Below are 15,409 nucleotides of genomic sequence, written 5' to 3'. Positions count from 1 at the left end.
AGGGAACGAAACGAGAGAACCGACATGAATGAGGCATCGTCCCACATCCAGGAGCGGCCAGGCTGGCGGCCGGCGACCTATTACCCCGATCCGGCCATTCACGCCCTCGATCCCCGCTTCGAAAAATACTGGTTGAAGCTCTCCGCCGTGGAACGGCTGGCGACCGGCCTGCGCTGGGCCGAAGGCCCGGTGTGGTTCGGGGACGGGCGCTATCTGCTCTGCAGCGACATCCCGAACCAGCGCATCGTCAAATGGGAGGAAGAGACCGGCGCGGTTTCGGTGTTCCGAAAGCCCTCCAATTTCGCCAACGGCAACACCAGGGATCGCCAGGGCCGGCTCGTCACCTGCGAGCACGGCGGCCGCCGCGTGACCCGCACCGAATATGACGGCGGGACCACCGTGCTGATGGATCAATTCAACGGCAAGCGGTTGAACTCGCCGAACGATGTCGTTGTCAAATCAGACGGCTCGATCTGGTTCACCGATCCGACCTTCGGCCTGCTCGGCAATTACGAGGGCTACAAGGCCGAGAGCGAGATCGATCCGAACGTCTACCGGCTCGATCCCGTGAGCCGCAAGGCGACGATCGTCGCCGAGGGCGTGCTCGGCCCGAACGGACTGTGCTTCTCGCCGGATGAGAAGATCCTCTATGTCGTGGAATCGCGTGGGCAACCGAACCGGAAAATCCTCGCCTATGATGTTGCGGCTGACGGCACCACGATCTCGAACAAGCGCGTGCACATCGATGCGGGCCCCGGCACGCCCGACGGCATGCGCTGCGACGTCGACGGCAATCTCTGGTGCGGCTGGGGCATGGGCGATCCCGAGCTCGACGGCGTGGTCGTGTTCGCGCCCGACGGCGTCATGATCGGGCGCATTGCGCTGCCCGAACGCTGCGCCAATCTCTGCTTCGGCGGCGTCAAGCGCAACCGCCTGTTCATGGCGGCGAGCCAATCGATCTACGCGCTGTATGTGAATACGCAGGGTGCGCTGGGGGGATAGGCGCTCCTCTCTCCATCGTCATTCCGGGGCGCGCGCTGTCGCGACGCCCCGGAATGACGACGGAGCAAAAAACAAAAGCGCCGGAGCGGTTGCCCGCTCCGGCGCCATTCTGTTCGCGCTCTAACGCCTACGCTGCGTTGAAGCCGGCGACGGCCTTCACTTCGAGGAAGTCCTCGAGGCCGTACTTGCCCCATTCGCGGCCGTTGCCCGACTGCTTGTAGCCGCCGAACGGCGCAGAGCGGTCGTTGGGCACGCCCTGGAGGTTGACGTTGCCGGCGCGGATCTGACGGCCGACGCGCTTGGCGTCCTCGACCGAAGCGCCGGTGACGTAACCAGCGAGACCATACGGCGTGTCGTTGGCGATCTGCACGGCGTCGGCTTCGTCCTTGGCGCCGATGATGGTCAGCACCGGTCCGAAGATTTCTTCGCGCGCAATCGTCATGTCGGGGGTGACGTCGGCGAAGATGGTCGGGCGGACATAGAAGCCCTTGTTGACGCCTTCGGGCAGGCCCGGGCCGCCGGCGACGAGCGTTGCGCCCTCGTCGATGCCCTTCTTGATCAGGCCCTGGATCTTGTCCCACTGGCCGCGGTTGACGACCGGGCCGATGGTGGTGCCTTCGGCGCGCGGATCGCCCGCCTTGGTCTTGTCGGCGACGGCCTTCGCGATCGCGGCGACGTCCTTCATCTTGGACAGCGGCACGATCATGCGCGAGGGCGCGTTGCAGGACTGGCCTGAGTTGTTGAACATGTGCATCACGCCGCCGGTCACCGCCTTCGTGAGGTCGGCGCCTTCGAGGATGACGTTCGGCGACTTGCCGCCGAGCTCCTGGCTGACGCGCTTCACGGTCGGCGCGGCGCGCTTCGCAACATCGATGCCGGCGCGGGTCGAGCCGGTGAAGGAGATCATGTCGATGTCGGGGTGCTCGCTCATGGCGGCGCCGACCTCGGGGCCGAGGCCGTTGACGAGATTGAACACGCCCTTCGGCACGCCGGCTTCATGGAGGATTTCCGCGAAGATCAGCGCCGAGGTCGGGGTGAATTCCGACGGCTTCAGGATCATGGTGCAGCCGGCGGCGAGCGCGGGCGCAACCTTGCAGGCGATCTGGTTGAGCGGCCAGTTCCAGGGCGTGATCATGCCGACCACGCCGATCGGCTCGCGCAGCACCATGGCGGTGCCGACAGGCTCCTCGAAATGATAGTTCTTGAGCACGTCGAGCGTGGTCATGAGATGGCCGAGGCCGGCGCCGGCCTGGAGCTTCTCCGCCATCGGCAGCGGCGCGCCCATCTCGTCGGAGACGGCGGCGCCGATCTCCTTGAGGCGGCCCTTGTAGATCTCGATGACCTTGGTGAGCAGCGCGACACGCTCCTCGCGGCTGGTCTGGGAGAAGGTTGCAAAGGCGCGCTTGGCGGCGGCAACCGCCTTATCCACATCGGCCTTGGAGCCCAGCGCAACCTCGTACATCGCCTCTTCCGTCGCGGGGTTCACCACGGCGGTGGACTTCTTGACGGCGGGATCGACCCAGGCGCCGTCGATGTAGAATTGCATGCGATTGACCATCGTTAACCTCTTCTTGGGAGCTTGGAGGGGGCGTTTCGGCAGGCATCCTTGCACGAAAGCGCCAGCAATTGAACCCGCCATATGCGGGGCCAGCGTTGCGGCAGACGGAGGTTATATGAGCCGGTGATGGTGGGGTGGCAAGGTGGTGCCGGCATTCAAGGTGTCGTCCCGGCGAAGGCCGGGACCCATAACCACGAAACGGAATTGGTTTGTTCAGGCGTCTCCCACCTGCGGCCCACAACAGCGCTGCGGCGTATGGGCCCCGGCCTTCGCCGGGGCGACGAGAGTTTAAACAGCCATCTTCCGATGCAGCACCGGTGCGCCCGTGGTGAGGCTTTCCGCCGCATCGATGATGGCGTTGGCGTCGATGCCATAATGGCGATAGAGGTCGGCGATGGTGCCGGTCTGGCCGAACTGCTCGACGCCGAGCGCCTCGACGCGATGGCCGCGGACGCTGCCGAGCCAGCCGAGTGCGGCGGGATGGCCGTCGATCACGGTCACGATGCCGCAGTCGCGGGTGAGCTCCGCCAGCAGCTTTTCGATATGGCTGAGATGCTGCACGCCGCGCCGGTCGCGCCGCAATTTCCGCGCGGCGGTCCAACCCGCATGCAGGCGATCGGCTGACGTGATCGCGAGCAGGCCGATGTCGCGACGGCTCTCGCCGATGAAGCCCGTGGCCTCGATCGCTTCGGGCGCCACCGCGCCGGTATAGGCGATCACGACTTCGGCATTCGGGCCCGGCTTGCGCAGCCAGTAGGCGCCATCGGTGATACCCTGTTGCAATTCCGGCGTCATGATCCGCTGCGCCTGCTCGATGCTGCGCGTCGAGAGCCGCAGATACACCGAGCCACCCTCGCCCGGGTCGCGCTGCATATGGTCAAAACCCCAGCCCATGATCACGGCGAGCTCGTCGACGAAGGCCGGCTCGAACGAGGCGAGCCCGTCCTGCGCCATGCCAATCAAGGGCGTTGCGATCGACTGGTGCGCGCCGCCCTCGGGCGCGAGCGTGATGCCGGACGGCGTCGCCGCTACCATGAAGCGCGCATCCTGGTAGCAGGCATAGTTCAGCGCATCGAGGCCGCGCTCGATGAAGGGATCGTAGAGCGTGCCGACCGGCAGCAGCCGCTCGCCGTTGATCTGATGCGACAGGCCGAGCGCCGAGAGCATGATGAACAGGTTCATCTCGGCGATGCCGAGCTCGAGATGCTGGCCCTTGGGCGAGAAGTCCCAGTTGAACGTGGACGGAATTTTCTCGCTGCGGAATAAGTCCGCCTTCTCGCCGCGTGCGAACAGGCCGCGCCGGTTCACCCACGGACCGAGATTGGTCGAGACGGTGACGTCGGGCGAGGTCGTGACGATGCGTTTTGCCAGCTCGCTGTCGCCGCGCGCGATCTCGTTCAGCACGAGACCAAAGCCCTGCTGCGTCGACATCTGCGGCGACGGCTTGAAGGCGAGTTGGGCGGGCACCTCGACGACCGGCGCGGTCAGCCGGCGGCCATCCTTGTTGAACGGCACGCGCGAAAGGAACGCGTCGAGCTCGGCCGGAGCTTGCGTCAGCCCCTCATACTTGTCCCATTCGTGGCCGGGACGAATGTTCTGGCTCTCGCGATATTTCTCCATCTGCGCGACCGTCATCAGGCCGGCGTGGTTGTCCTTGTGGCCCTGGAACGGCAGGCCGACGCCCTTGATGGTGTAGGCGATGAAGCAGACCGGGCGATCGTGGTCGACGGACTCGAACGCCTCCAGCATGCTCGCCATGTCGTGGCCGCCGAGATTGGACATCAGCGCCAAGAGCTCCTCGTCACTCCGCTTGTCGATCAGTTTCGTGATCGGTCCCTGGTCGCCGATCTCGTCATGCAGATGCTTGCGGAAGGCGGCGCCGCCCTGGAAGCACAGCGCGGCATAGAGTGCGTTCGGGCAATTGTCGATCCAGCGCTTCAGCGCCTCGCCGCCTGCTTCCGCGAACGCCTCGCGCATCAGCCGGCCGTATTTCACGATCACCACGTCCCAGCCGAAATTGCGGAACATGGTCTCGAACTTTTCCCAGAGACCTTCGCGCACGACGGCGTCGAGCGACTGCCGGTTATAGTCGACCACCCACCACGTGTTGCGCAGGCCGTGCTTCCAGCCTTCGGCGAGCGCTTCGAAGATGTTGCCCTCGTCCATCTCGGCATCGCCGACGAGGGCAATCATCCGCCCTTCGCGGCGATCCTTCATCCAGCCATGCGCCTTGACGTAGTCCTGCACCAGCGAGGCGAACAGCGTCTGCGCGACGCCGAGGCCGACCGAGCCGGTGGAGAAATCGACGTCGTCGACATCCTTGGTGCGCGAGGGATAGGACTGCGCGCCCTTGAAGCCGCGGAAATTCTCCAGCTTCTCGCGGCTCTGCCGGCCGAACAGATATTGGATGGCGTGGAACACCGGGCTCGCATGCGGCTTCACCGCGACGCGATCCTCGGGCCGCAGCACGTGAAAATACAGCGCCGACATGATGGTCGCGAGCGAGGCCGAGGAAGCCTGATGGCCGCCGACCTTGAGGCCATCCGAATTGGAGCGGACATGGTTGGCGTGATGGATGGTCCATGACGACAGCCACAGCGCCTTGCGGGCCAGCGCGGTCAATGTGTCGAGGCGGGCGGAATCAACGGGCATGGCAATGCTCCCGGAAACAGGTGGCACGATGATACGCCTGCGGACGGCGCCAAACTTCTCAATCTTTCGCGCCATACCTCCAATTATTAGGATACTTTACCAATACTCCCGTCCAAAAGCAGGTTTCATCCCAATGCCCGACCTCGACGCCATCGACCGCAAGATCCTCAGCCACCTCCAGACCGACAGCCGGCTGACCATGCAGGAGCTCGCCGACAAGGTCGGGCTCTCGGTCTCGCCGTGCCATCGCCGGGTCAAACTGCTGGAGGAGCGCGGCGTCATCAGCCGCTACATCGCCACCGTTGACCAGAAGGCGCTGGGCCTGCATGTCAGCGTCTTCATCTCGATCAAGCTGGCGCGGCAGAAGGAGGAGGACCTCAATCGCTTTGCCCGCGCCATCTCGAAATGGGACGAGGTGCTGGAGTGCTATCTGATGACCGGCAACCGCGACTATCTCCTGCGCGTCGTCGCGGCCGACCTCGCCTCCTACGAGACCTTCCTCAAGACCAAGCTGACCCGGCTCGACGGAATCGCCTCGATCGAGTCGAGCTTTGCGCTCAGCCAGGTGAAGTACTCAATCGCGCTGCCGGTCTAGAGTCCTATCGCCACGGCTGAACGATGATCTTCGTGTGCACCTCTGGATTGGCGAGATCGGCGAAGGCCTTGGCGACACCGTCGATGCCGATCTCCGCCGTCACCATGGCGGCCGCATCCACCTGCCCTTCGGCGATCAGGCGCAGCGATGCCGCAAACTCCTCCGGCGTGTAGCCGAGCACGTACTGGACGTTGAGCTCCTTCATGATGCCGAGCATGGGCTCGTGTCTGTCGCTCTCCATGCAGACGCCGACAACGACAACCTTGGCATCGCGCGGCGCGCCCTCGAACACCTGCTGCAACAGGCCGGGCACGCCGACGCATTCGAAGATGACCGCCGGCTTCAACGCCGGCAGCATGGCCTGGAACGGCGGTCGCGCCGCCTTCTCCGCTTCAGACATCTGCGCGTGCTCGGCCCAGGTCGCATAGGGCTGCGACACCCTGGGATCGACGACGATGTCGGCGCCGAGCTTTGTGGCGAGCGCACGGCGCGCGGGCGAATAGTCGGCAGCGACGATCGGGTGCAGGCCCTTGATCCTCAGCGCGGCGATCACCGCGAGCCCGACCGGGCCGCAACCGATCACCAATGGCACTTCGCCGCCGCGGATGTTGGCTTTTTCGACGGCGTGAACACCGACCGCGAGCGGCTCAGTCAGCGCAGCGTGTTCCGGCGCAAGGCCGTTGGGTACTTCGAGCAGCAGCGGCTCGCTGAGCAGCATCTGCTCGGCATAACCGCCGACGAACTCGTTGGAATAACCGATGCCCTTGATGCCATCAGGCGTCAGCAGTGCGGGCAGCGAGCACACATGCGTGCCCGGCTTGAGCTTGCGCGTGGTACCGGGGCCGTAGTCGACGATCTCGCAGCAGAATTCGTGGCCGAACACGACGTCGCGCGACAGATCCATCGGCGCGCGTCCGGTCTTCTTCGCCATCTCCACCATCCGCGAGGCGTGCTGGCGCGCGTGCAGGTCGGAGCCGCAGATGCCGCAGGCGAGCGTCTTGACCAGCACCTGGCCCGGGCCGGGCTTCGGCTCTGCGATCCGGTCGACGACAATCTCACCGTTTCTGAAAATCGCTGCGCGCATCCGGCTCCTCCCTGCTCGTTGGAGCCGTTGATAGCACGTCTCAGGGCAGGTCGACTTGCGTCAGGGGTTCGGAGAACGCGCGGCCTGCACCAGCAGTTGGGCGCGGCGGATGCGTTCGCGATGGGCGATATAGAGGCCGCTGGCGACGATGAAGGCCGCGCCCGTGACGGTCCAGACGTCAGGCACTTCGCCGAACAGGAAGAAGCCCAAAATGCTGACCCACAGCAACTGCGTGTAGGAGAACGGCGCCAGCACCGAGGCATCGCCATAACGATAGGCGAGCACGATGATCCACTGGCCGATGGTGGAAGCCAGGCCGACGACGATGCCGAGCCCGATTCCGGTCCACGTCGGCGTGACCCAGACGAACGGCACCATGATGCTGAGGATCGCAACGCCGGTGAGAGCCGAATACGCCATCGTGGTGAGCACGGCCTCGCGCCCGCTCATCAGGCGCGTCATGATCAGCGCTGCGGCCCAGCAGAACGCCGAGACGATCGGGAAGAAGGCGGCGACGTGGAACGCGCTCGACCCCGGACGCAGGATGATCATCACGCCGATCAGGCCGATCGCGGTTGCGATCCAACGGCGCATGCCGACCTTCTCGCTAAGGAAGATGATCGAGAGCGCGGTGACGAACAGCGGCGAGACGAAGCCCGTGGCGGAGGCTTCCGCGATCGGCAAGAAGCGCAGGCCGGTGATGAAGAACAGCGAGGAGCCGAGCAACGCGACACCCCGCATCAGCTGCAAGCTCAATCGCTCGGTGCGCATCGCATGCAGCGGCGAGCCCGGTAGCATCACCGGCGTGAACATCAGCGCGAAGGTGACGAAGCGGATCCAGGTAATCTCGATCGACGGCAGACTGGTCGAGAGATATTTCGCGGTGACGTCGGAGCAGCCGAGAAATACCGTCGACAGCAGCACCAGCGCGATGCCCTTGAAGGGATGATCGACGCGCGCAGGCGCGCGGCGAGCCTCCTGCTTCGTCTGAGGCATGGGCATAGAAATACTGTCGAGCCTTGCGGCTGCGGCGGGCGGCGGTGTCACGGTGGGAACCCGGCAAGAATGCGAATCGAGAACCGCCCATAAAAACGACAAATGCGCCGCTTTCACAACTTCCGAAAACAGGATGCCGATATGCGCTCAGGTCCGCGCGCGTCAATACTCCATTAATAATAGACGTTTGTGCATTACAGCATGGGCAGGCTGCGCGGCTTTGGACCGCGCGGAAACGCCGCATCCAGCGCCGATATCTCGTCTGTCGTCAGCACGAGATCGCCGGCGGCCGCATTTTCACCGGCATGTTCCGCGGACGACGCCTTCGGGATCGCGAACACCGTAGTCGCACGGGTGAGAAAGCTCAGCGCGACCTGACGCAGCGTCGCGCGACGCGCCTCGGCGATGCGCGCCAGCACGGCGCCGCCCTTGCTGCGCTCATCCGGAAAGTCATCGTGCCCGAACGGCGAATAGGCGACAACCGCGACGCCGTGCCGCTCGCACCACGGGATCACCGCATGCTCGATGGCGCGCTCCTTGAGATGATAGAGCACCTGATTGCAGGCAATCTTGCCTTCGCCTGATACGTCGAGGATCTCGTCGAGATCGTCGGCATCGAAATTGGAGACGCCCCAGGATTTGATCTTGCCTGATTTGACCAGTTCCTCGAATGCGGCGACGGTGTCTTCAAGGTCATACGACCCGCGCCAGTGCAGCAGGTAGCAATCGAGCCGATCCGTCTTCAGCCGCTTCAGCGAGCGCTCGCAAGCGGTAATGGTGCCGCGGCGCGAGGCGTTGCTCGGCAGCACCTTGGAGACGAGGAACACCTCGTCGCGGCGGCCGGCGATCGCATCGGCAATGACGAGCTCGGCATCGCCATACATCTCGGCGGTGTCGATATGGCTCATGCCGAGATCGAGCCCGCGCTGCAACGCAGCCATCGCACGCTTGCGATCGCCATGGTCGAGATACCAGGTGCCCTGCCCGATCACGGAGACGCTGGTGCCGGTCTTGCCGAAGGGATGTTTGTTCATGGTTATCTCCGATCTTATGTCGTCCTGGCGAAAGCCAGGACCCATTACCACAGGGAGATGTTGTTGCAGTAGATGGTGGCTGCAGTGCGCCTCGACAACACTGACCGGGGTAATGGGTCCTGGCTTTCGCCAGGACGACGATGGGGAAATATCTCGCCCAGCTGCATCCAACTGTCATTGCGAGCGCAGCGAAGCAATCCAGAGTCTTTCCACGGAGGGATTCTGGATTGCTTCGCTACGCTCGCAATGACGACGGAAAGAGCCTGACCTACCCCGCCGCGCTCGCGACCTTGGCCTGCTTCGCCGGCGCCACTTCCGTGGTCGCAATCAGCCGCTTCAGCTCGGGGATGCAGGAACCGCAGTTCGTGCCGGCCTTGAGCTTTGCGCCGATCTCGGCGGCGGTGCGCGCGCCGTTTGCGATGGTCTCGCAGATGGTACCACGGCCGACGCCGAAGCAGGCGCAGACGATCGGGCCGGTCGAGGCGGCACCTTCGCTGGACTTGCCCGACAGCAGCATGCGGCGCTGATCGTCGGTGACGCGATCGGCTGCGAACGCGCTCTTCACCACCTCCCAGTCGCCGGCATCATGCGCGGGGCCGACGAACAGGCAGGTCTCGATGCGGTCGCCCGAAAATGAGGCCGCACGATAAACCCCGCCGCCGAAATCGCGATAGTCGGCGACGTCTTCGCCGCCGACACCGTCGAGCCAGACCGGCCAGCGTGATAGATCCGCGTTGTCAGCGAAGAGATAGCCGAAGCCGCCAGTGACCGTGACGCGGGTCCACAACAGGTTGGGCGGCAGATCGAGTGGCTCCCGCGAGAGCGCGAAGCCGCGGAAGACAAATTCGTAAGGAGCGATCGCGGCCGGCGTCGCCTTGGATTCCGGCTGCCCCGAGAACGGATCCGTGAACGATTGCACCAGCGCACCGACGCGGCCGTGCGAGGCATTCATCGCGCTCCAGTGGATCGGCACGAACAGCGCGCCGCGCTGCTGGCCTTCGCTGACGACGGCCTTCAGGATGCACTGGCCGTAATCGGTCGTGATGCGGGCGTAGCCGTCATGGACGATGCCGTATTTGCCCGCGTCGTCGGGGTGGATCTCGACAAACGGCTCGGGCAGATGCGCACCGAGCCGCTGGCTCAGGCCCGTGCGCGTCATGGTGTGCCACTGGTCGCGGATGCGTCCGGTGTTGAGCCTCAGGGGACGCGACGCGCCGGTCTCGCCACGCAGCGCCGGTACCTCCGGCGCGACGAAGCGGCCCTTGCCGTCATTGGTGAAGAAGCCGCCCTTGGCAAAGAAGCGCTCGCCGGGCGCCTCGCCTTCGCGTGCCGGCCACTGCACCGGCTTCAAGGTGTCGAAGGCCTCGTCGGACAGCGAAGTGAGTGCGCCGATGTCGAAGTCGCGGCTGCCGTCGTTCTCGTAGGCCGAGAGCGCAGCATGCTCGCGGAAGATCTCGGCAGCGGATTTGTAGTTGAAGCTGTCGCCAAAGCCGAGGCGCTTGGCGGTCTCGCTGAGGATCCACCAATCGGGGCGCGCCTCACCCGGTGCCGGCAGAAACGAGCGCTGGCGGGAGATGCGGCGCTCGGAGTTGGTCACGGTGCCGGACTTCTCGCCCCAGGCGAGCGCGGGCAACAGCACATGCGGGCCGGCCTCGACCGTGTCGTTGGAGAGCACGTTCTCGGAGACCACGAACAGCTCGAGCTTCTTTAGGGCATCGCGGACCATGTCCGCATCGGGCAATGACACCGCGGGGTTGGTGCCCATCACCCACAGCGCCTTGACCTCGCCGCGGTTGATCGCCTCGAACAGCTGCACCGCCTTCAGGCCCTCATGCGTGGCGATTCGCGGCGCCTTCCAGAACCGCTTGACGCGGTCGATGTCCGGCGGCGTGAAACCCATATGCGCGGCGAGCATATTGGCGAGGCCGCCGACCTCGCGGCCGCCCATCGCATTGGGCTGGCCGGTGAGCGAGAACGGCGACGCACCGGGCTTGCCGATGCGCCCGGTCGCAAGATGGCAGTTCAGGATCGCGTTGACCTTGTCGGTGCCCTGCGCCGACTGGTTGACGCCCTGCGAATAGAGCGTGACGACCTTCTCGGTGTCGCGGAACATCTTGAAGAAGGTGGCGACGTCCTGCTCGGACAGCCCGGTCGCGAGCGCGGTCGCGGCGACGCTACCGGCGATGTTGCGCGCGCGTGCGAGCGCATCGTCGAAGCCCGAGGTGTTCTGCGCGATGTAGTCGTGATCGAGTGCGCCGCTGTCGGCGAGATGGACGAACAGGCCCGAGAACAGCGCGGTGTCGGTCCCGGGCTTGAGGCCCAGAAACAGATCGACGTCGCTGGCGGTGTCGGTCCGACGCGGATCGATCACGATCATGCGCGCGCCGCGCTCCTGCCGGTTCTTCATCATGCGCTGGAACAGCACCGGATGGCACCAGGCGGCATTCGAGCCGACGAAGACGAGCAGATCGGCCTGGTCGAGATCCTCGTAACAGCCGGGCACCGTGTCGGCGCCGAAGGCACGGCGATGGCCGGCGACCGAGGACGACATGCAAAGCCGCGAATTGGTGTCGACATTCGCGGTGCCGACGAAACCTTTCATCAGCTTGTTGGCGACGTAATAATCCTCGGTGAGCAGCTGCCCCGAGAGATAGAACGCGACCGCGTCGGCGCCATCGCGTGCCACGATGTGCTGCATGCGGTGGGCGACATGATCGAGCGCATCGCTCCAGGCGACCCGTTCGAGCACGCCCTTGCAGCGGATCATCGGATACAGCAAACGGCTTTCCAGGCCGACGGTCTCGCCGAGCGCAGACCCCTTGGAGCACAGCCGGCCGAAATTGGCGGGATGATCGGGATCGCCCGCGATCGCCGCCCCGCCCTTGCCGTCAGGCGTCGCCAGCACGCCGCAGCCGACGCCGCAATAGGGACAGGTCGTTCGGGTTGCGCGCAGCGTGGGATCGATTGCCGTCATTTTACGCTGCCTTATCAAGCGGCCTTGGGAGGGTGCGCCAGCGCACGGCCGAACATCATGTCGGTGCGGATCGCCGCGACCTTCTCGCGATTGCGGATCAGCTCGAGGTACCAAAGCGCATCAACGGTATCGCCGATCAGCACGGCGCCGGTGAGCCGGCCATCGGCGATGACGAGCTTCTTGTAGGTGCCGCGTCTGCGATCGGTGAGAACGAGGCTCTCGCTGCCGTCTCCCCCCATGAAGTCGCCGGCGGAGAATACGCTGACGCCGGAGACCTTCAGATTGGTCGAGACCACGCTGCCCTGATAGGCGGCGGGCCGGCCGGCAAGATGCCGCGCCAGCACCCGCGCCTGCTCATACGCGGGCTCGACCAGTCCATAGCAGCTGCCGCGATGCTCGGCGCATTCGCCGAGCGCGTAGATGTCCGATGATGCGGTCTGCATCACATCATTGACGACGATGCCGCGGTTGACCGCGATGCCGGCCTCCTTGGCAAGGGCAATGTTGGGCCTGATGCCGGCGGCGAAGATCACGGCGTCGGCTTCGATGCGACTGCCGTCGGCGAGCTCGACGGCCTCGACATGGCCCTCGCCATGAATCCGCGCAGTCGACGCGTTGAGCAGGATTCGAATGCCCTTGCGTTCGACCAGCGTCTTGAGCAGGTCGGCGGCCGGCAGATCGAGCTGGCGCTCCATCAGCCGGTCCATCAGATGCAGCAGCGTCACCGGCGCTCCGGCCTTGGCAAGCCCGTACGCCGCCTCCAACCCGAGCAAGCCGCCGCCAACCACGACGACGCGCTTCCTGGCGGCAGCGAGCGTCAACAGCAGGTCGACGTCGCGGCTGTCGCGGAAGGTGTGCACGCCGGCGAGATCGGCGCCCGGCACGTTGAGCCGCAGCGGCGTCGATCCGGTCGCGAGCACGAGCTTGGAGTATTCCATGCTCTCCTCGCCCTCGATCTTGAGCTCGCGGCGGCCGGTGTCGATCTCGGTGACGCGATAGCCGTAGCGCACGGTGACGCCGCGATGGCGCCACCAGTCTGCCGGCCGGAGCTCGATCTCGTGCGAGCCGGTTTCGCCGGCCAGCACCGAGGAGAGCAGCACGCGATTGTAAGCGAGCCGCGGCTCCTCGCCGATCACAGCGACCGCGTAGCGGCCGAGCGCGGTCTTGGCGAGCTCGTCGACCAGACGAGCTGCCGCCATACCGTTACCGACGATGACCAGCGGTTCACTCACAAGACATCTCCTATTCGGCGGCCTGCGCCTGTGGGCCGTAGGCCTCGGAAATCATGTAGCCGGACAGCACGCCGTAAGCGTCGGTCCAGGCGGTGGCGAGTTCGGGCGTCCAGGCCTCGCCGAGGCCCTTCTCCAGGGTCCAAAGCAAAGTCGCGCCGACCACGGGATAGTGCTCGGCCTTGGCGCCGTAAGCGACGTGACGCTTGGCGAGCGCCGATGCCGCGGGAAGAATCGTTTCGAGATTCGACAGACCGCCGACGACCGCGGCGAGCATGCCCATCAGCTTCTTGCGCTGCTCGGTCATGTCCTCGGGAAACATCGCGCGCACGGACGGGGCGACCTCGAACAAGCGGTCGTAGAACAGTTTTGAGGCTGCTTCTGAAATCGGCGCGACCTTGGAAAAGCTCTGCTGCACGAGGGCGATCTGCTGAGGCGTCATGATGGTTTCCTGTCTGTTTCGGTCTGCCTTTGTCCGCGTCATTGCGGAAAAAGTTCATGGGTCAAACGTCACCAGAGAGACTTCTCCCCGCGTACGGGGAGAAGCGATTTTCGTACCAAGTGTCAGACGCGTGCCCCGGCGAGGCCCGGTGCGCCTTCACCCTGCGGGCTGCGACGCAGATAGAACCACCAGGTGAGAGCGAGGCAGGAGGCGTAGAAGCCGAGATAGATCGCAAGCGCGAGCTGCGGTCCGCCGGTCAAGGCGATCGACTTGCCGAAGCCACTCGGGATCAGATAGCCGCCGACCGCGCCGATGGCACCGATGAAACCGACCGCCGCACCACTCTCGATGCTCGCCGTCTTCAGCGCGACCGCGCGCGCCGCATCGCCTTGCCCGCGCACCTTGAACAAATTCTGTTCGCGGAAGATCGAGGGGATCATGCGGTAGGTCGAGCCGTTGCCGATGCCTGTCGTGACGAACAGGATCAGGAACATCGCCAGGAAGCCGGTGAAGTCCTTTTGCCCGACGAAATAGAGCACGCCGACGGTTGCAGCAGCCATCGCCATGAAGTTCCAGAAAGTGAGGATGGAACCACCAATCTTGTCGGCGAGCAGGCCGCCGATCGGTCGCGACAACGAGCCGACCAGCGGCCCGAGGAAGGCGATCGAGATCGTCACCGTCGGAAACTGCGTCTTGATCAGCAGCGGGAATGCCGCCGAATAGCCGATGAAGGATCCGAACGTGCCGATATAGAGATAGGCCATGATCCAGGTGTGCTTGCGCTTGACCACCGCGAGCTGGTTCCTGATCGACGACTTCGCCGAGGTGAGGTTGTTCATGAAGAACACCGCACCGAATACCGCGACCGCGATCGGCAGCACCCACATCAGGCCGGCGTTCTGCAGGAAGATGCCGTCGACCGGTGTCGCCTGGAACAGGTTGATGGCGGCAAGCGTCATCAGGATCGGCGTCAAGAGCTGCACGCTGGAGACGCCGATATTGCCGCCGGCCGCGTTGAGGCCGAGCGCCCACCCCTTCATCCTGTCCGGGAAGAAGAAGGAGATATTGGTCATGCTCGAGGCGAAATTGCCGCCGCCAAGACCGGCGGTGGAGGCCACCAGCAGCATCAGCCAGAACGGCGTATCGGGCTGGCTCACGAAATAGGCAAGCGAGAGCGTTGGGATGAACAGCACCGCGGCACTGAAAATGGTCCAATTGCGGCCGCCGAAGGTCGTGACCGCGAAGGTGTAGGGGAAGCGTATCAATGCGCCGATCAGCCCCGGCACCGCGATGAGCTGAAACAGCTCGTCGGTCGAGTAGTGGAAGCCTGCCTGCGGCAGCTTGGTGGTGACGATGCTCCAGATCAGCCAGACCGAAAAGCCGATATGCTCGGCAACGATCGACCAGATCAGGTTACGCCTTGCGATAGTCTTGCCAGTCGCATTCCAGAACGCCTCATCTTCGGGGCGCCAGTCAGAAATCCAGGTCTGACTGAGAGTCGGATTCTTCGTCATTGCAAATCCCTTCTAGGCTCACCGCTGCGTCGTTGCAGGCTCTGCCTCCACATGGAGGCGCGCGCCGAGGCCAAGCCCCAGTGGCGAGTTCACGATGCTGATTGATGATGTTGAGGGACGTCGTCGTTGGCGTCGGACAAGGTAATTCAACTTCCGTGCCAACTGCCCGCGATTGGGAAATACAGGGAATTCAGCGACTTATTCGAATTGCCCGAAATATTTGCAGGCCCATTTCGCACGCAAATTTTGCGATTCGCTCAATCCGTGTGCGACGCACAAGGATTGAGCTTAATGATTCAAAATTAGGCGCAGCGTTTTCACGCGTTAAC

General features: G+C 64.5%; 11 protein-coding genes. 2 read left to right on the top strand and 9 right to left on the bottom strand.

What is annotated here, in order from left to right; translation table 11 throughout:
- Nucleotides 1-24: 24 nt before the first annotated feature.
- On the top strand, nt 25-1,002 hold the full coding sequence (locus JQ587_RS07695; RefSeq protein WP_212424902.1) for an SMP-30/gluconolactonase/LRE family protein: 978 nt from the start codon (nt 25-27) through the stop codon (nt 1,000-1,002).
- A 127-nt stretch (nt 1,003-1,129) separates the two neighbouring features.
- On the opposite strand, the gene JQ587_RS07690 is transcribed toward JQ587_RS07695, so the two are convergent.
- Together JQ587_RS07690 and JQ587_RS07685 are read right to left on the bottom strand one after the other, a co-directional pair.
- Complete coding sequence (locus JQ587_RS07690) at nt 1,130-2,560, bottom strand: aldehyde dehydrogenase family protein (protein ID WP_212297913.1); 1,431 nt, start codon at nt 2,558-2,560, stop codon at nt 1,130-1,132.
- 288 nt (nt 2,561-2,848) lie between these two features.
- Entirely contained in the window at nt 2,849-5,212 is a 2,364-nt protein-coding gene (locus JQ587_RS07685) for a thiamine pyrophosphate-binding protein (RefSeq protein ID WP_212424901.1), read from the bottom strand.
- Between the two features lie 133 nt (nt 5,213-5,345).
- Here JQ587_RS07685 and JQ587_RS07680 point away from each other — a divergent pair, with 133 nt between their 5' ends.
- Nucleotides 5,346-5,807, top strand: a complete 462-nt coding sequence (locus tag JQ587_RS07680) for an Lrp/AsnC family transcriptional regulator (RefSeq protein ID WP_212297911.1) — start codon at nt 5,346-5,348, stop codon at nt 5,805-5,807.
- A gap of 4 nt (nt 5,808-5,811) precedes the next feature.
- Here the strand turns inward: JQ587_RS07680 and JQ587_RS07675 are convergent, their stop codons facing one another.
- From JQ587_RS07675 to JQ587_RS07645, 7 genes are all read right to left on the bottom strand, one after another.
- Nucleotides 5,812-6,891: a zinc-binding dehydrogenase gene (locus tag JQ587_RS07675; protein ID WP_212424900.1), complete on the bottom strand. Its 1,080-nt coding sequence runs from the start codon at nt 6,889-6,891 to the stop codon at nt 5,812-5,814.
- 60 nt (nt 6,892-6,951) lie between these two features.
- Nucleotides 6,952-7,893, bottom strand: a complete 942-nt coding sequence (locus JQ587_RS07670; protein WP_212424899.1) for a DMT family transporter — start codon at nt 7,891-7,893, stop codon at nt 6,952-6,954.
- Nucleotides 7,894-8,081: 188 nt separating this feature from the next.
- On the bottom strand, nt 8,082-8,921 hold the full coding sequence (locus JQ587_RS07665; RefSeq protein ID WP_212424898.1) for an aldo/keto reductase: 840 nt from the start codon (nt 8,919-8,921) through the stop codon (nt 8,082-8,084).
- A gap of 268 nt (nt 8,922-9,189) precedes the next feature.
- On the bottom strand, nt 9,190-11,895 hold the full coding sequence (locus JQ587_RS07660) for a nitrate reductase (protein WP_212424897.1): 2,706 nt from the start codon (nt 11,893-11,895) through the stop codon (nt 9,190-9,192).
- Nucleotides 11,896-11,909: 14 nt separating this feature from the next.
- Nucleotides 11,910-13,127: an NAD(P)/FAD-dependent oxidoreductase gene (locus JQ587_RS07655; protein ID WP_212424896.1), complete on the bottom strand. Its 1,218-nt coding sequence runs from the start codon at nt 13,125-13,127 to the stop codon at nt 11,910-11,912.
- A 10-nt stretch (nt 13,128-13,137) separates the two neighbouring features.
- A complete protein-coding gene (locus tag JQ587_RS07650) occupies nt 13,138-13,566 on the bottom strand; it encodes a globin family protein (RefSeq protein WP_212424895.1) in 429 nt (142 codons plus the stop codon).
- Nucleotides 13,567-13,688: 122 nt separating this feature from the next.
- Nucleotides 13,689-15,080 (bottom strand): MFS transporter, encoded by a 1,392-nt coding sequence (locus tag JQ587_RS07645; protein ID WP_212297904.1) that lies wholly within the window; start codon nt 15,078-15,080, stop codon nt 13,689-13,691.
- Between the last annotated feature and the right edge of the window lie 329 nt (nt 15,081-15,409).

It is taken from the genome of Bradyrhizobium manausense (assembly GCF_018130615.1).
GTDB lineage: Bacteria > Pseudomonadota > Alphaproteobacteria > Rhizobiales > Xanthobacteraceae > Bradyrhizobium > Bradyrhizobium manausense_A.
This window is presented reverse-complemented; position numbering and strand designations above follow the sequence as displayed.